Below are 16,781 nucleotides of genomic sequence, written 5' to 3'. Positions count from 1 at the left end.
GAACCTGGGGCACGCGGACCGCCTAGTAGACCCACCGCGTGGCGGCGACCACCTCGTCGTCCTCCCTGCCGGCGAACCGCTCCGCCTCGGCCCGTCGCACGCCCAGCACCACCTCGAGCTGGTCGTCGCCGAGGACCTCCCGCAGGGTCGCGCTGGCGGCGAGGGCGTCGATCGCCTCGGGTAGCGACTGGGGCAGGCGCTGGACGCCGCGCGCCTTGAGCTCGGCGGGGTCGAGCAGCGCCGGATCGCCGGTCACCTCCTCGGGCAGCCGCGCCTGCCTCCGGACACCGGCCAGCCCCGCCCCGGCGAGTGCCCCGAGCAGCAGGTAGGGGTTGGCGGTGAGGTCGACGCACTTGACCTCGATGTTGGCGGCGCGGTCCTGGTCGCCGCGCAGTCCCCGGACCAGTCGCAGCGCGGCCTCCCGCGTCTCGAGGCCCCAGCACTGGAAGGCGCCGGCCCAGTGCGAGGGCACCAGCCGCAGGTAGCTGGCGACGGTCGGGGCGCCGACGGCGCACAGCCCGGGCAGCTCTTCGAGGATCCCGGCCGCGAACGCCTCGCCCGCCGCCGTCAGGCCGTGCCGGCGGTCGCCGCCGGCGAAGATGTTGCGCTCGCCGGAGCGGGCGGACAGGTGGATGTGGCCGCCGTTGCCGACGTGGCCGTTCACCACCGACGGCGCGAACGAGACCTGCAGCCCGTGCTGGGCCGAGACCGCGCGAATCGTCTGCCGCACCAGCACGCTCCGGTCCGCGGCGGTGACCAGGTCGGTCGGCCCGACGGAGACCTCGTACTGCCCGTCGGAGTACTCCGGGTGCAGCTGCTCGACCTCCACCCCCTCCCGCTGCAGCGCCACGAGCAGGTCGCGCGCGTAGTCGGACAGCTCCACCAGCCGCGCCATGCCGTATGCCGGCCCGCGGCAGGCCGGCTCGAAGCCGGCTCCGTCCCCGCGCGCCACCGCCCACTCGATCTCCACGGCGGCGATCACGTCGAGGCCGGCCTCCTGGCAGCGGGAGGCGGCCTCGGCGGCATACCGGCGTTGGCACAGCACGTAGGGCGCGCCGTCCTGGGTGTAGCGGTTGACCGGCGCCCACGCCCAGCCCGGCTGGGCCGCCAGGACGGTCAGCGCCGCGAGGTCCGGCACCAGGCGCAGGTCGCCGTCCGGGCCGCCGAACCGGGCGGTGGTGGTGAGGGAGTCATCGGCCAGGAAGGTGTCGAACACGGGCGACATGCCGACGCCCCGCGTGGCTGCGGCGGGCAGTCGCTCGACCGGCACCGTCTTGATCCGGTTGATGCCGGCGGTGTCGACGAAGGACAGGACGATCCCGGCGACCCCCTGCTCGCGCATCGGGCGCGCCGCCTCCCGGGCCATCCGCGCCCGGACCGTCGCCCCGGCGAGCAGGTCCCCGTCCAGGTGGCTGCTCATGTCCCCACCGGCCGTCCCGGCGCCTCGGCCCCGAAGGTCGGCGAGCTCGCCACCGTGCCGAGGCCCTCCTCGTGCATCAGCCGCTCACCGGCGCGGTGGGCGACCGAGGGCCGGCTGACGACCAGCGCGACGGACAGCAGGATCCAGACCGCGGCGACCACGGGGAACCAGGCGGCCGCGCCCTGGGGATAGGGCAGCACGTTGCGGTAGATCGTGTAGCCCAGCACCAGCAGCGCGAGCGCCGGGACGATGATCTCCCAGGTGAACGCGGAGCGTTCGCCGGAGAAGAACACGAGCCGCACGGCCCCCAGCGTGGCGAGCACGTAGACGACGAGCAGGATCAGCGTGCCGATCGTCGCCGACCACGTGAACACGTCGAACGGCTTGGCGTGGAAGGCGATCACGCACACGATGTCGAAGACGTACATGCCGGCGATCACCAGCACCGAGGCCGCCACGGGGGTACCGCGCCGGGTGGAGATGCGGCCGAGCCGCTCCGGCCCCACCCCGTCCCGGCTGAGCGCGAAGAGCAGCCGGGAGGCGCCGACACCGCAGGCCAGGGCGCAGGCGAAGGCGCTCACCGCCGCACCGAAGGTGATCAGGTCCCCGATCCACGCGGCGATGTAGGAGGAGCCGAGATCGCCCATGAGGGAACCGGATCCGACGAACCGCTTCATCCCCGCCGGGGTCGCGCCGAAGCCCATCACCTCGACCGCGGTGACGAAGACGAAGTAGACGCCGCCGAAGATCGCGGTGCCCAGGATCGCCCGGGGGATGTCCCGGCGCGGCTCCTTGGCCTCCTCACCCAGGGTGGCCGCGGCCTCGAACCCGGCGAAGGACAGGAAGCCGAACACGACACCGAGGAACAGCGCCGAGCTGCCCGTGCCGTGCGGGACCGAGAAGACGCTCCACGTGGCGTGGCCGCCGTGCGGTGCGGTGCCGCTGAGCAGCCGGATCAGCACGACCACGGCGACCGCGACGATGAGCAGCACGGTGGTGCCCTCGACCGCGAGCAGCACCCGCGTCCCGATCCGTACCGGCGAGATCGTCAGCAGCGCGACGCCGATGAGCACGACGCCGCTGACGATGAACGGTCCCCACCACGGCGGCGACGGCCACACGCCGACGGAGGTGAGGAAGTCGGTGCCGAGGATGCCGCAGGCGGTGGAGGTCACCACGCCGTAGAAGGTGTAGGTGCCCATCAGCGACCACCCCGAGACCACCCCGGTCCGCGCGCCGAGGGTGGCGCCGACGAACCCGTAGACCGAGCCGGCGTGGTGGAACTTCTGGCACAGCCGCACGAAGGTCCAGGCGACCAGCAGCACGCCGACGGTGGCGAGCGCGAACGCCAGCGGCACCGCGCGCCCGACCGTCTGGGCGGTGCCCTGGGGGTTGATGTTGGCGGCCATCGACGGCGCCATGAGGGCGACCGAGAGCCCGATCGCCTCCCAGATGTTGAGCTCCCGCCGCAGGGACGCTCCGGACGACGAACCGGCTGCCTGTGCTGCCATCGCGGCCTCCTGAGGTGCGTTGCGCCGCTCGCTTCAGGGAACGCCCGTTACGTCGACGTGTCAAGACGTTTCGTCCATTACGTCCCGGTTTCGCCCCGCAGCTGCTCGCACCGCCCCCGGGGGCCGACCGGTTGTCGGCGCGCGACCGACCACAATGGCGGCCATGGGACACCACGGTGAGCACTCGGCATACCGCATCAGCGTGATCTGCTCGGGCAACATCTGCCGGTCTCCGATGGCGGAGGTGATCCTGCGTTCGCTGCTGGAGGACGCGGGCCTGGCCGACCGCGTCACCGTGGACTCCGCGGGGGTCGGCGCGTGGCACGTGGGAGGCCCCGCGGACCCGCGCACCCTGACCGCGCTGCACCAGCACGGGTATGACGGGTCCGCCCACCGCGCACAGCAGCTCACCGAACGCTGGCTGTCCGAGCACGACCTCGTGCTGGTCGCCGACCGCGGGCACGCCCGCGACCTGCGGGAGATCGCCGAGCCGGGCGATGCGCAGGTGCGGCTGCTGCGCGAGTTCGACCCCGAGGCCGTGGCAGCGGGGACCCTGGAGACCGACGACCCCTACTTCGGTGGGGCCGAGGGGTTCGACCGTTGCCTGCGCGAGGTCGAGGCCGCCTGCCGCGGTCTGGTCGAGCACCTGGCCGGTGAGCTCACGCCGGCGGGGAGTGCAGGGGAGCAAGGGAGGCACTGAGCGGACGCTGGCGGGTGCCCGTGGGTGGGTGGCAGGCTTCCCGTGAAGGCGCCGAGACCGACCACTCACCCGAGGAGCGAGCATGCCGACCCACGACGACACGTGGCCCGAGGGCACCCCCTGCTGGATCGACGTCATGGTCACCGACGTGGCCGCGGCGAAGGACTTCTACTCCGGGCTGTTCGGCTGGGAGTGCCAGGAGAGCGGCCCCGACTACGGCGGCTACGTCACCTGCCTGCTGAACGGCCGGCAGGTCGCGGCGATCAGCCCGAAGCCGGACGACAACCCCTTCCCCAACGTGTGGTCCACCTACCTGGCCGTCGACGACCTCGAGGCCACCGCCGCGAAGGTCCGCGACGAAGGCGGCAGCTTCATGATGGAGCCGATGGACGTCGGGCAGATGGGGCGGATGGCCTACTGCGCCGACCCGACGGGGGCGACCTTCGGTTTGTGGCAGGCGGGAGAGCACAAGGGCATCGGCCTGCACAGCGAACCCGGTGCGCTCGTCTGGGAGGAGCAGATGAGCAACGACTACGAGGCGGCCAAGACGTTCTACGCGCGCGTGCTCGGCTACTCCTACGACTCGATGGACAGCGGCGACTTCCTCTACTCCACCTTCTCCACCACGGACGGGCAGCTGCGCGGCGGGATCGGCAGGCTGCCGGCCGGCGACGTGCAGGTCCCGGCGCACTGGGCGATCTACTTCGGCGTCAGCGACACCGACGCGGCGGCCGCCCGGGTGAGCGAGCTCGGCGGCAGCGTGCAGGGCGAGCCGCAGGACTCCCCCTACGGCCGGGTCGCCCGCGTGACGGGTCCGCAGGGTGAGGCGTTCTGCCTCATCAGCGTCGCCTGGCAGCAGGACCAGCCGACGAGCTAGCGCACCCTGCTCTGGGAGGATGAGGGCCATGGCCTCGCTCGCTGACGCATCCCCCGCCATCCCCCTCGGTGCCCTCGACGGCCGCTACCGCCCCGTGGTCGCCCCGCTCGTCGACTACCTGTCCGAGGCCGCCCTCAACCGCGAGCGGGTGCACGTCGAGGTCGAGTGGCTCATCCACCTCACCGATCGGCACGTCGTGCCCGGCGTGCGCGAGCTCACCGGTGCCGAGAAGGACGGGCTGCGTGCGGTCGTCGCCGACTTCGGGCCGGACGACGTGGCCGAGCTCAAGCAGATCGAGCGCGAGACCGTCCACGACGTCAAGGCGGTCGAGTACTACCTGAAGAAGCGGTTGGCGACGATCCTCGGGGCGGAGGCGGACGGCATACCGGAGCTGGTCCACTTCTGCTGCACCAGTGAGGACGTCAACAACCTGTCCTACGCCCTCATGGTCAAGGGCGCGGTCGAGCAGGTGTGGCTGCCGCGTGCCGAGGCGCTGGTCGAGCAGGTGGCGACGATGGCCCGGGACCTGCGCGACGTGCCGCTGCTGGCGCACACGCACGGGCAGCCGGCGACCCCGACCACCATGGGCAAGGAGATTGCCGTGCTGGCGCACCGGCTGGGCCGGCAGCTGCGACAGGTGCGGGCGGCCGAGTTCCTCGGCAAGCTCAACGGCGCCACGGGCACCTTCGGCGCGCACGTCGCGGCGGTGCCCGACGCCGACTGGCCGGCGATCTCGCGCTCGTTCGTGGAGGGGCTGGGCCTGACCTGGAACCCGCTCACCACCCAGATCGAGAGCCATGACTGGCAGGCCGAGCTCTACGCCGACGTCGCCCGGTTCAACCGGGTGCTGCACAACCTCTGCACCGACGTGTGGACCTACATCTCGATGGGCTACTTCGCCCAGGTCCGCGGTCAGGGCACCGTCGGGTCCTCGACGATGCCGCACAAGGTGAACCCGATCCGCTTCGAGAACGCCGAGGCCAACTTGGAGGTCGGCAACGCCCTGCTCGACGTCCTGGCGGCGACGCTGGTGCAGTCGCGGCTGCAGCGCGACCTCACCGACTCCTCGATGCAGCGCAACATCGGGACGGCGTTCGGTCACTCGCTGCTCGCGATCGACAACGTCTCCCGCGGCCTGGCCGGGCTCGACGCCGTGCCGGAGGCGATGGCCGCCGACCTCGACGCGAACTGGGAGGTGCTGGGCGAGCCGATCCAGTCGGCGATGCGGGCCCTGGGCGCCCAGGGCGTGCCGGGCATGGAGAACCCCTACGAGCGGCTCAAGGAGCTCACCCGCGGCCGGCGCATCACCGCCGACGACCTGCGCGAGTTCGTCCGCGGGCTGGGGCTTCCCGCCGAGGTGGAGAAGCGGTTCCTCGAGCTCACCCCGCAGACCTACGTCGGCCTCGCGCCCCGTCTGGTGGACTTCCTCGGCGCCGAGTAGGGCGGAGTAAATCCGCCGCGTGCGGGTAGGGGTCTCCCCACGAGGACGTTCCGAGGAGGCGACCCATGAGGTTGGGCAAAGCACTCGCGGTCGGCGTGGTCGAGGAGACGGCGCACGACGAGAACATCGTCCGCGACGAGCGGACGGACCAGCGGATGACCGCCACCGAGCGGGTGGCCGCCGCTGAGGCCGGCAGCGTTCCGGAACCGGTCGGTCCCGTCGGCGCCACCGCCGAGCGGCAGGACGACGCAGAGCTCACGCGGGACGGAGCGGCCACCGCACCGCTGCCGAGATGAGGTCACGGTGAGCTGGCTGCGCCCGCTCCGGCTGCCCCGGGAGCGGCCCGACCGTCCCTTTCGTGGGGTACAAGCTCGCCTACCCGGTCGTGTCCGCCGACGGCACCAAGGTGGGGTTCACGGGCGTCTCGCTCGGGAGCTCCCACGTCTACGACGTCGTGGCGGACGGGATCTGTGTCCTGAGCCCGCGGCACCACCCACCCGTGCGGTTCTGCAACTGCGGCTTCTACTCCTTCACCAGCGTGGACTCGGCGCTGGCCCTGGCCTGTGACTCGCGGTACCGCTCCGCGGTGCTGCTGGAGGTGCTGGGCTCCGGCCGGTACGTCCGGTACGAGGAAGGGCTGCGCTGCAGCCGCCAGCGCATCCGCACCGTGCGCGTCGGCCGCTGCTCGTGTGGCCGGGCGGCCGACGTCCTCGTGGACGCCGGGACCGGCCAGAAGGGCTGGCGTCGGCTCGTGGGGGCGTGCACGCTGTGCGCCGGCTGGCGGCCGGCGCTGACCTTGGACGCCTTCGCCCGGATGGCCGGCCACGACCTGCACGTGGGACGAGCGGAGGCCGGGTCCGACGCGTCCGGGTCGGGCCCCGAGGAGTCCGACCCGGACCGGATGGTGCCGGTGCTCGCGGCCGAGGTGGCACTGCTGCAGGCCCGGCTCGATGAGCTGCAGGAGCACGTCGACCGGCTCTCGCACCTGGAGCAGTGAGTCAGCGCAGCTGACTGAGCCCCCGTTGCAGGTCCTCGTCGTTCATGACCGGCGTGAGCGTGACCTTCGCGCCGAGCTGCTGGAACGCGGGTTCGGCGACGGCAGGGATGTCGGAGGAGTCGGCGAGGTCGAAGAAGACGAACGCGGTCCGGCAACCTCCCTCCGTGCCGTAGTAGGTCGCCTCCGGCTTCGCCCGGTCCATCACCTGCTGGATGATCTTCGGCAGGGTCCCGTCCATGAGGGCCTTGTTGCCGGCTTGGGTGTCGACTTCGATCTTGAGCATGCAGCGCATGGTGATTCCTCGATTCTGTGGTGCGAAGGGTGGTCTGGGTGGGCTTGGCCAGGCGGGTGGGGGCCCGGCGTGGGTGGAGGGGTCAGGCGAAGAACGCGTCGTCCCCAGCGAGGTCGGCGCGCAGCTCGAGCAGGTCGGTGACCCGGCCGCCGGTGACCGTGAACAGGATCGAGCCGTGGGTCACGCGGGTGGTCCCGTTGCGGACGGCGGTGAGCTGGTGGAGGGCGGTCACGTGCCCGGCTCCGTCGCCGTGGGTCTCGATGAGGAAGACCCGGAACGTGCCGTCGGTCATCTCGCCGAGCTTGCCGTAGTAGCCGAGGACGTTGTCGACCCCCTTGTAGGTCCCGGCGAGCGAGCTCGTGCCGGGCACGTGCTGGACGACGTCGCTCGCCAGCAGCGTGCGGAGGGTGTCGACGTCGCCCGCGTTGAATGCGGCATACCCTCTCCGCACCACGTCCATGGCGGGGTCCGGGGATGCCGTGGCCGCGGACGCCGGTTGTGCGTAGCGGGTCGCGTCGGGGGAGACGTCGACCATGACGCACGCTTCGTCGCCCACCACCCAGGCGTCGTGCCCGGGGGCGAGGTCGAACAGGTCGCCCGGGCCGATGTCGCCCTCGCTGCCGTCGGCAGTCACGATGTGCATCCGTCCGGAGACCACGTAGCCCAGGTGCCTGGCCTGGCAGGACGAGGTCCCGGCGATCGGCCCGAGGTCCTGGGTCCAGCGCCAGCCGGGCTCGAACACCCCTCTCAGCATGCTCACCCCACCCGCGCTCGCCAGCTGGGCCTGCCCGTGTCCGACGAAGGGTCGGGTCTGACCGTCCCGGTCGATGTTGCTGGTCATCATGGTGGTGGTCTCAGTGCTCGTCATGGCAGCCGTCCTGTCTCGTGACGGAGCGGCACCGGCACACATCCCGGCACCGCGAGTGGTGTGTGATGGCGATCGGGCGGGGGAGCCAGCGCTCGCTCGTCGCGTGCAGGGGACGCGGCACGCGTCTCGTAGGCGGGACGCGAGAGGCGTCGCCGTGTGCAGCGGAACCGACGCCCTGCGCGGCGCCTGATCCGGGAATCGCATGGGGAACCTTGACGATTGGTCCCGCGTCCGACGACGCTAGTCCCAGTTATCTCGATTTTCAAGGTACTTGTCACGGGAGAATCCACGCGGCTGCTGTAGCGTCTTGCGCCATGGCGACCGCACCCACCGGCGAGTCCGCCGAGTTGCGCGCTGCCCTGCTGGCCGGGCAGCGGTTCCGTCAGGCCGTGGCCGACCACGTCGGCCTCAGCCTGAGCGCGACGGTGGCGCTCGGACACCTCGCCGACGCAGGGGGACGGCTCTCACCCGGTGAGCTGGCCGAGCGCATGCTCGTCAGGTCGGGCACCCTCACCGCGGTGATCGACCGGTTGGCCCGAGCGGGCCATGTCGAACGCCGGCCGCAGCAGCAGGACCGTCGGCGGGTGCTGGTGGTCCTCACGCCGTCCGGCCGCCGGGTCGCCGCCTACGCCCAGCAGCACATGGAGCGCGCCCTGACGGCGGCGCAGACGACGCCTGCGTCACGGCGCTGGCTCGCAACCCTGGCACAGGCCCTCAACGAGGAGGCCGATCGCGTCCAGGGCCGCTCCTCGGTGGGTGCTCCCAGTCCGCACCGCGGGCGCGCGGGCTCGTGAGCACCACCAGCTGCCCGGTCGCCCGGGTCATGGCCACGTAACGGTCGACCGCTCCTTCGATGCCGCCGCCGAACCCGTCGGGGTCGACGAGGACGACGAGGTCGAACTCCAGCCCCTTGGCCAGCTCGGGGGTCAGCGAGCGGACGCGCGGGCTGGCCGCGAACGTGGGGTCACCGATGACGCACGCGATGCCCTCGGCGTGCGTCGCCTCCCAAGCGCGCAGGAACTCGTCCCCGTCCGCCACGGACCCGTGCCGGACCGGGACACCGCTGGCACGGATGGACGTGGGGACGTTGGCGTCGGGGACCGCGGCGCGGATCACCGGCTCCGCCTCCGCCATGACCTCTGCCGGGGTCCGGTAGTTGATGCTGAGCGAGGCCACGGTGACGTCGTCGAACCCGAGCCGCCCGAGGCGCTCCGGCCAGGTCTCGGTGAACCCGTGCCTGGCCTGTGCACGGTCACCGACGACGGTGAAGCTGCGGGAGGGACAACGGGTCCGCAGCATCTGCCACTCGGCGTCGGTGAGCTCCTGCGCCTCGTCCACGACGACGTGGGCGAAGGGGCCACCGAGCAGGTCCGGCTCGACGCCGGGCAGGGCCGCGTCGTCGACCAGCGCACCCTGCAGATCGGCGCCACGGAGCATCGACATGACCTTCATCTCCGAGTCGTCGCTGGCAATGAGGTGCTCGACGACCTGGTCCAGCTGCGCACGCTGGGCACGGACGGCGGCCGCCTGCCGCCGCTTGCGCCCGGAGGCCTCCGGGTCCCCCAGTCGCTGCCGCGCCGCGTCGAGGAGCGGCAGGTCGGAGACGGTCCAGGCGTGGGCGTCGGCGCGTTGCAGCCGCCGCACCGCCTCGGGCTCGAGCCAGGGGGCGCACCTGCGCAGGTAGGCCGGCACCGACCACAGGTCGCCGACGAGGTCGGTGGCCTCCAACATCGGCCAGGCCCGGTGGACGGCCGTGCGCAGCGCCCGGTTCTGCTCGAGGGAGGCGCGGACCTGTTCGGGGGTGATGCCCTCCTCGTCGCACGTGTCGACGAGGATCGCGAGCAACTGCTCCCAGATGTCGTCGCGCGCCTCGTTGTGCGGCGTGCCGGGGTCGGGCGCGTCGAAGGCCTCGGCCCAGTCTGCGGCGCTGAGCCACAGGTCGGCCCACGGAGTCTCGACCAGCATCCCTTCGGCCGGCGGCTCCTCGTACAACCGCACCGCCGGCTCGATCGCCGTCACCAGGTCCGCGGTCGCCTTCAGGCGCGCCACCTCGGGGTCGGCCTCGACGGTCGCCGCGGCCCCCTCCGGGACGAGGTCGCGCAGCGTGCAGGTCTGCACCTCCTCCTCCCCGAGGCTCGGCAGGACGTCGGCGACGTACGCCAGGTAGGGCTGGTGCGGCCCGACGAAGAGCACCCCACCGCGGTGGTGGCCCACGCGCGGGTCGGCATGGAGGAGGTATGCCGAGCGGTGCAGCGCCACGACCGTCTTGCCCGTCCCCGGCCCCCCGTCCACGACGAGGACCCCGCGCGAGCCCGCGCGGATGATGGCGTCTTGATCGGCCTGGATGGTGGCGAGCACGTCGCGCATCCGGTTCGAGCGGTGCGCGCCCAGACTGGCGATGAAGGCGGACTGGTCGTCGAGGGCGGCACGCCCCTCCAGCCCGTCGGCGGTGAACACCTCGTCCCAGTAGTCACTGACCCGACCGCGCGACCAGCGATACCTGCGGCGGCTCGCGAGGCCCATCGGGTTGGCGTGGGTGGCGCCGAAGAACGGCTCGACCGCGGGGGTGCGCCAGTCGAGCAGCAGCGGTCGTCCCGTGTCGTCCTTCAGGCCGATCCGTCCGACGTAGACGGGCTCGGGGTGGCCCGGGCGAACCATGCGTCCCAGGCACAGGTCCAGGCCGAACCGCCGCAACAACCGCAGCCGGGCCGTCAGCCGGTGGACCTCCAGGTCGCGGTCCAGCGCCTGCTGCCCGCCACCGCCGGGTCGCCGGCGCGTGACGTCGAGCTGGTCGGACAGGTCGGCGATCGAGCGCTGCAGGGTGTCCGTGATGGCCGTGAAGTGCTCCTCGTCCCCGGCGATCAGGGCCGGGTCGGCCTTGGCGGCCAGGTGGTCGGGCAGGTCGAACGCGCTGAGGGACACGGGATTCACGTCATCGGCTCCGATCGGGCAGCGCCACCTGCGGCCAACGATTGTGGCCACGGCCGGCAATTCTGAGCCAGGACCGGGGCCTTGCCGCAAGACCCCCGGTCCGCTGTACGTTGGAGGTGGAGAGGACGAGCCTCTCCCTTTTCAGGTCTGCGGTTCACGTCAGCTCCGGGTCACGTCCGCGGTTCACGTCTGTCTCCGGGTCACCCCCCAGGTTCGTTGGCACAGGGTCGGTATGACGTCCCGCACCCACCGCCACGACGGCTCGACCGGCCGCTCCCTCACCCGGCCCGTCCAGACGCATGGGGCATGATGAGCGCCGGCAGCCGGCGACCCGCCCGGACAGGTGCCGCCGGGCCGTCCCGGCAAGCGGTCGGAATACCCTCTAGGGGTATGCTGGTTACCCGAGGTGAACGACCGCGAGGAGTGGATCATGGCCGGATACACCGGGACGAAGGACGACTACCTGAAGCGGCTGCGCCGCATCGAGGGGCAGGTCCGCGGACTGCAGCGGATGGTGGACGAGGACACCTACTGCATCGACGTCCTCACGCAGGTGAGCGCGGTGACCAAGGCGCTGCAGGCCGTCAGCCTGGGCCTGCTGGAGGACCACATCGGACACTGCGTCGTCGATGCCGCCCGCGAGTCCGACGAGGCCGCCAGCGTGAAGGTGCGCGAGGCGTCCGACGCCGTTGCACGATTGGTACGGAGCTGACGATGACGACACCGCAGACCACGCAGACAGACCGCGGCACGGCGACCGACGCGCCGGAGCGCGGGGCCCTCGACCTCGCCGCCCTGCCGCGACACGAGCTCACCCTCGCCATCTCGGGGATGACCTGCGCTTCGTGCTCGGCCCGCATCGAGCGCAAGCTGAACAAGCTCGACGGGGTGGACGCCGAGGTCAACCTGGCGACGGAGAAGGCGGTCGTGCGCTTCGCCGACCCGCTCGGCACCGACGACATCCTCGCGACGGTGAAGAAGACCGGCTACGGCGCGACCGTGCTGTCCGACGGCTCCGTCCCCGCTGCGGCCGGGACGGCCACCCCGCCGACGCGCACCCCAGAAGACGCCGCCGGGTCCGCCGCGGCACCCGCGGTGGACCGCCCCGCCGCTCCGGAGCAGCCCACGGCCGCGCCCGCGCAGGGTGAGCACGCGCGCGGGGATGCGTCGCTGCGGCGACGGGCGATCGTCGCGGCCGCACTCGGCATACCGGTGTTCCTCATCGCGATGATCATGCCGCTGCGCGACGCGCTGGGCCCCGCCGCGCCGTGGCTGGAGCTCCTGCTCGCCACTCCGGTCGTGACCTGGGCCGCCTGGCCGTTCCACCGGGCGGCCGCGATCAACGCCCGGCACGGCGCCTCGACGATGGACACCCTCGTCTCGCTGGGGGTCACTGCCGCGTACGGCTGGTCCCTGGTCGCCGTCCTGAGCGGCTTCACACCGCACCTGTACTTCGAGGTCGCCGCGATCGTCACGCTGTTCCTCCTCGTCGGGCGGTATGCCGAGTCGCGCGCCCGTGCCTCCGGCCGGTCGGCACTGGAGTCGCTGATGCAGCTCGGCGCCCAGGACGTGGCCGTGCGTCGCATCGACCCAGCCACCCGGGTCACCACCGAACAACGCATCCCGATCGAGCAGCTCGCGGTGGGCGACCACTTCGTGGTCCGACCCGGCGAGAAGATCGCCACCGACGGCGTGGTCGTCGACGGCCTGAGCGCGGTCGACACCAGCGTCGTCACCGGCGAGTCGATGCCCGTCGACGTCAAGCCGGGCGACGAGGTCACCGGCGGCACGATCAACACCAGCGGCCGGCTCGTCGTCGACGCCAAGCGGGTCGGCGGGGAGACGACCCTCGCGCAGATGACGCGACTGGTCGAGCGTGCCCAGTCGGGCAAGGCGCCGGTGCAGCGGCTGGCCGACCGGGTCAGCGCCGTCTTCGTCCCGGTGGTGCTCGGCATCGCGGTGCTCACGTTCGCGCTGTGGCTGCTGACCGGCCACGACCTCGCCACCGCGCTGTCCGCGGCCGTCGCCGTGCTCATCATCGCCTGCCCCTGCGCCCTCGGGCTGGCCACGCCGACCGCACTGCTGGTCGGCACCGGCCGCGGCGCCCAGCTCGGCGTGCTCATCAAGGGCCCGGAGGTCCTCGAGCGCACGCGGGTGGTGGACACCGTCGTCCTCGACAAGACCGGCACGGTGACGACCGGCGCCGCGCGGCTGCGCAAGATCCGCACCGCCGGCCGCCTGCCGAAGACCGCTGCCCTCCGTGCCGCGGCCGCCGTCGAGGCCGGCAGCGAGCACCCCGTGGCGCGGGCGATCGTCGCCGGCGCCCAGGAGATCAAGCTCGACGTGCCGGCGATCAGTGACTTCACCAACCTGCCCGGTCAGGGCGCCCGCGCGACGATCCGCGGCGCCGAGGTCACCGTCGGCAAGGCCGACCTGTTCGACACCGTGCCCGCGGAGCTGACCAGCCTCACCGAGGAGGAGCGCTCCGGCACCACGGTCTATGTCGGGTGGGACGGCACCGCCCGCGCCGCCTTCACCGTCGGGGACCAGGTGCGCGAGTCCTCACCCTCGGCGGTGCACCAGCTCGGCCGACTGGGGCTCACGGCATACCTGCTCACCGGCGACAACGAGCGCACGGCGCGCGAGGTGGCCGACCGGGTGGGCATCGAGCGGATGCACGTGATGAGCAACGTGCTGCCGCAGGACAAGCACGCCGCCGTCGAGCAGCTGCAGCGCGACGGACGGACCGTCGCCATGGTCGGCGACGGGGTCAACGACGCCGCGGCGCTCGCCCAGGCCGACCTCGGCCTGGCGATGGGCACCGGCACGGACGTGGCGATGGAGTCGGCCGACATCGTGCTGATGCGCTCCGACCTCGAGGCCGTCGTCGACGCGATCGGGCTGTCCCGGCGGACGCTGTCGATCATCCGGCAGAACCTCGTGTGGGCGTTCGGCTACAACGTGCTGGCGATCCCGCTGGCGGCGTTCGGGCTGCTCAACCCGATGATCGCCGGTGGCGCGATGGCGCTGTCGAGCGTGCTCGTCGTGACGAACAGCCTGCGGTTGAAGGGGTTCGCCCGGCGCTGAGCCGGCACACGCAGTCCGGTGTGTCCGACCCGGGCTCTAGCGTCGGTGACTCGAACACACGTCTGATCCTGAGGGGGACGAGATGGAGCTGAACGAGGCCCGGACGCTGGCGACGCGGCTCATGCGGCAGCACGAACTCACCGGCTGGCAGCTGGTCTTCGACAACGCACGGACCAGGGCAGGGGTGTGCCGCGCGGACCGGCGGCAGATCGGCCTGAGCCGCCACATCACGCCGCTGCACAGCGAGGACGAGGTGCGCGACACGATCCTGCATGAGATCGCGCACGCCCTCGTCGGGCCCCAGCACGGCCACGACGGGGTGTGGCGGGCCAAGGCCAGGGCGATCGGCTGCACCGGGATGCGCTGCGTCCCCGAAGGGTCGGCGAAGGTCCCAGCGGCGTGGGTGGGGCGCTGCCCGGCTGGTCACGAGTTCCGGCGACATCGCCGGCCGGCGTCGGTCATGACCTGTGTGCGGTGCTCCCGCGCAGGGCGGCGCGACCCGGTGATCGACTGGCTGTTCCACGGGCGGAAGGTCCCGATGGGGGCGCACTACGAGGCGCAGCTGGGGCTGGTCCGGCTGCGCCGGGACGACCCGGCCCTGCTCGCCGCCGTGGAGCAGGTCGCGGCCCAGGACGAGCGCGACCGGGCGGCCGACGTGTGCGAGGGGGACTGGGTGCGCCTGGGAGGGTCCGGCAAGTATGCCGGTCGCCGCGGTCGGGTGCTCAAGCGCGCCCGCACGCGGTTCCACGTGGAGCTCGCCGACCGCACCGTGGTCACGGCGCCGTTCGCGCTCGTCAGCCCGTGCGAGGCGGACGGAGCCTGAAGGCTGTCTCAGGGAGCGCTGTCGGGGTAGGGGGAGGTGCCCCGGGGGTCGGGGCCCGGGAGCAGAGGGCTGTGCTCGTCAGATGACGACTTCGCCCTCGGAGGTCTGGAAGGCCAGCGACAGCAGCCCGGGCGTTCCCTTGGGCGCCACGAAGTCGAACGCGATCCCCGGCTCCCATTCGGGGCGGTCCCGGCCGATCACGCCACGCAGGTCCAGCCAGTCCCGGACCCGGTCCGGGTCACCGGCGATCTGCAGTCGGGTGAGCCGGACGTCGTTGTCCGCGAGGTGGGAGGGGTGCACCGAGTCGTCGTCCCAGCAGATGTAGAACGGCACCTGGGGGTCGGCCATCAGGCCGCGGACGCCGATCTGGCGCCAGGTCAGCTCCACACCGTCCGGGCGGTGGCGGTTGCCCGGCACCGACTCGCGGCCCAGCCGCTTCTCCGGCTCGCTCATGTCGTCGACCGCGACGACCCAGCCGAGCCAGCCGCCGCCGTCCTCGGAGCGGGCGCGCACGGCCTGACCGAACGGCGCCTTGTCGGAGGCCGGGTGGTCGAGGACCTCGACGACCTCGATGAACCGGTGCTCGGCGAGGGGGATGATCGTGTTGCGCGTGCCGAAGCGCGGGTGCAGGCCACCGTCGATCGGCTCGAGGCCCAGCGCGCCAGCGACACGCTTGGCCGTCGGCAACATCCCGTCCGACTCGGCGGCATACACGACATGGTCAACACGCATGCCGCTCATGTTGACACAGGGGAAACGGCTCTCCTGAGACGGGTCCGGCTCAGCCGGACAGGCTCCGGCGAGCGCCCTGCTCACGCCGCTGGCGGACCGCCTCGTAGACCACGATCGCGGCGGAGGTGGCCACGTTCAGGGAGTTCGCGTGCCCCACCATCGGCAGGCGGACCCGGTGGCGGGCCGCCGTGAGCACCTCGGGGGTGAGGCCGTACTTCTCGGCGCCCACGGCGATCGCGACCGGGCCGGTGTAGTCGATCTCGGTGTACTCCACGTCGGTGTCCGGCGTCGTCGCGACGAGGGCGATGCCGCGCTCGTCCAGCCAACGCAGCGTGGTGGCCGTGTCGTCGCTCGCGACGGGCACCGAGAAGACGGTGCCCTTGCTCGCGCGCACCAGGTTCGGGTTGCCCCAGTCCGTGACCGGGTCGGCGGCGATCACCGCGTCGATCCCGGCCGCGTCGGCGGTGCGCAGCATCGCCCCGAGGTTGCCCGGCTTCTCCACGCCCTGGGAGACCAGCACCAGCGGCGCGTCACCGTCGAGGTGCGGCAGCTCGGCGCACCTGCGGGTCACGCTCGCGACGACCGCGAGCACCCCGTCGGGCCCCTCCCGGTAGGCCACCTTCTCGAAGGCGGCCCGCCCCAGGCGGATCGTCTCGGCCCCGCGTTCGCGGACCCGGTCGACCAGTTCGGCCTGGAGGTGCGGATCGGGCATGAGCTCGGGGCAGTGGTAGAGCGCGCGGGGCACCACGCCGGCGTCCAGCGCCAGCTGCAGCTCCTCGAGCCCCTCGACCATCGTGAGCCCCGCCTCCTCACGGGCCCGGCGACGGCGCAGGGCGGTCAGCGCCTTGAGCCGGGGGTTGGCCGCGGAGGTGATGTGCAGATCAGTCATGACGGCAGACAGCATGCCCGACCCGCGCGCCCGACCTGGTGCGGCACTCCGGCGACCGTGCGCGACCCAGCCGCGGGACACGGGTTTCCGGTCGACGTCCGATCCGGGGCCGTCTCACCCGCGGGGCTGGGCATCTGCGGGGCTGGTCATGTGCGCAGGGATGTCACGTCCGGGGCGGCCGCGGTGTCCTCCCCAGTGACCGGCCGGCACCAC

Annotated in this window: 16 protein-coding genes; 9 read left to right on the top strand and 7 right to left on the bottom strand. The window is 72.4% G+C overall.

Annotated elements, in window-relative coordinates; all coding sequences use genetic code 11:
- Window positions 1–22: 22 nt before the first annotated feature.
- The gene (locus VFL99_RS16935; protein ID WP_325107536.1) at window positions 23–1,420 is read right to left on the bottom strand and encodes a glutamine synthetase family protein; all 1,398 of its coding nucleotides are present in this window, start codon (window positions 1,418–1,420) and stop codon (window positions 23–25) included.
- Complete coding sequence (locus VFL99_RS16930) at window positions 1,417–2,931, bottom strand: APC family permease (RefSeq protein ID WP_325107535.1); 1,515 nt, start codon at window positions 2,929–2,931, stop codon at window positions 1,417–1,419. Before VFL99_RS16930 ends, VFL99_RS16935 begins: the two co-directional genes overlap by 4 nt.
- A gap of 163 nt (window positions 2,932–3,094) precedes the next feature.
- On the opposite strand from VFL99_RS16930, the gene VFL99_RS16925 reads away from it, so the two are divergent.
- The 5 genes from VFL99_RS16925 (at window position 3,095) to VFL99_RS16905 (ending at window position 6,946) form a co-directional block, all read left to right on the top strand.
- On the top strand, window positions 3,095–3,631 hold the full coding sequence (locus VFL99_RS16925) for a low molecular weight protein-tyrosine-phosphatase (RefSeq protein ID WP_325107534.1): 537 nt from the start codon (window positions 3,095–3,097) through the stop codon (window positions 3,629–3,631).
- 82 nt (window positions 3,632–3,713) lie between these two features.
- Window positions 3,714–4,508 carry a VOC family protein gene (locus VFL99_RS16920; RefSeq protein WP_325107533.1) on the top strand — a complete coding sequence of 265 codons (795 nt, stop codon included), beginning with the start codon at window positions 3,714–3,716 and terminating at the stop codon, window positions 4,506–4,508.
- Window positions 4,509–4,536: 28 nt separating this feature from the next.
- Window positions 4,537–5,949, top strand: a complete 1,413-nt coding sequence (gene purB / locus VFL99_RS16915; protein WP_325107532.1) for an adenylosuccinate lyase — start codon at window positions 4,537–4,539, stop codon at window positions 5,947–5,949.
- Between the two features lie 65 nt (window positions 5,950–6,014).
- The gene (locus VFL99_RS16910; protein ID WP_325107531.1) at window positions 6,015–6,245 is read left to right on the top strand and encodes a hypothetical protein; all 231 of its coding nucleotides are present in this window, start codon (window positions 6,015–6,017) and stop codon (window positions 6,243–6,245) included.
- A gap of 62 nt (window positions 6,246–6,307) precedes the next feature.
- Complete coding sequence (locus VFL99_RS16905; RefSeq protein ID WP_325107530.1) at window positions 6,308–6,946, top strand: hypothetical protein; 639 nt, start codon at window positions 6,308–6,310, stop codon at window positions 6,944–6,946.
- A 1-nt stretch (window position 6,947) separates the two neighbouring features.
- On the opposite strand, the gene VFL99_RS16900 is transcribed toward VFL99_RS16905, so the two are convergent.
- The gene (locus VFL99_RS16900) at window positions 6,948–7,229 is read right to left on the bottom strand and encodes a hypothetical protein (protein ID WP_325107529.1); all 282 of its coding nucleotides are present in this window, start codon (window positions 7,227–7,229) and stop codon (window positions 6,948–6,950) included.
- Between the two features lie 91 nt (window positions 7,230–7,320).
- Window positions 7,321–8,106 (bottom strand): nuclear transport factor 2 family protein, encoded by a 786-nt coding sequence (locus VFL99_RS16895; protein WP_325107528.1) that lies wholly within the window; start codon window positions 8,104–8,106, stop codon window positions 7,321–7,323.
- 314 nt (window positions 8,107–8,420) lie between these two features.
- Between VFL99_RS16895 and VFL99_RS16890 the strand changes: the two genes are divergently transcribed.
- Window positions 8,421–8,900, top strand: coding sequence for a MarR family winged helix-turn-helix transcriptional regulator (locus tag VFL99_RS16890; RefSeq protein ID WP_325107527.1), 480 nt, complete (start codon window positions 8,421–8,423; stop codon window positions 8,898–8,900).
- Here the strand turns inward: VFL99_RS16890 and helR are convergent.
- Window positions 8,821–11,037 (bottom strand): RNA polymerase recycling motor ATPase HelR, encoded by a 2,217-nt coding sequence (gene helR, locus VFL99_RS16885; protein WP_325107526.1) that lies wholly within the window; start codon window positions 11,035–11,037, stop codon window positions 8,821–8,823. The two genes, VFL99_RS16890 and helR, sit on opposite strands and share 80 nt — an antisense overlap.
- Before the next feature lie 430 nt (window positions 11,038–11,467).
- Here helR and VFL99_RS16880 point away from each other — a divergent pair, with 430 nt between their 5' ends.
- The 3 genes from VFL99_RS16880 to VFL99_RS16870 all read left to right on the top strand — a co-directional run bounded on the left by VFL99_RS16880 (window position 11,468) and on the right by VFL99_RS16870 (window position 14,947).
- Window positions 11,468–11,749 (top strand): metal-sensitive transcriptional regulator, encoded by a 282-nt coding sequence (locus VFL99_RS16880; RefSeq protein WP_325107525.1) that lies wholly within the window; start codon window positions 11,468–11,470, stop codon window positions 11,747–11,749.
- 2 nt (window positions 11,750–11,751) lie between these two features.
- Window positions 11,752–14,124: a heavy metal translocating P-type ATPase gene (locus tag VFL99_RS16875; protein WP_325107524.1), complete on the top strand. Its 2,373-nt coding sequence runs from the start codon at window positions 11,752–11,754 to the stop codon at window positions 14,122–14,124.
- Between the two features lie 82 nt (window positions 14,125–14,206).
- Window positions 14,207–14,947 carry a SprT-like domain-containing protein gene (locus VFL99_RS16870; RefSeq protein ID WP_325107523.1) on the top strand — a complete coding sequence of 247 codons (741 nt, stop codon included), beginning with the start codon at window positions 14,207–14,209 and terminating at the stop codon, window positions 14,945–14,947.
- Between the two features lie 78 nt (window positions 14,948–15,025).
- On the opposite strand, the gene VFL99_RS16865 is transcribed toward VFL99_RS16870, so the two are convergent.
- Window positions 15,026–15,679, bottom strand: a complete 654-nt coding sequence (locus VFL99_RS16865; protein WP_325107522.1) for a VOC family protein — start codon at window positions 15,677–15,679, stop codon at window positions 15,026–15,028.
- A 49-nt stretch (window positions 15,680–15,728) separates the two neighbouring features.
- Window positions 15,729–16,568 (bottom strand): TrmH family RNA methyltransferase, encoded by an 840-nt coding sequence (locus VFL99_RS16860; RefSeq protein WP_325107521.1) that lies wholly within the window; start codon window positions 16,566–16,568, stop codon window positions 15,729–15,731.
- Window positions 16,569–16,781: the final 213 nt, after the last annotated feature.

It is taken from the genome of Segeticoccus sp. (assembly GCF_035708005.1).
This window is presented reverse-complemented; position numbering and strand designations above follow the sequence as displayed.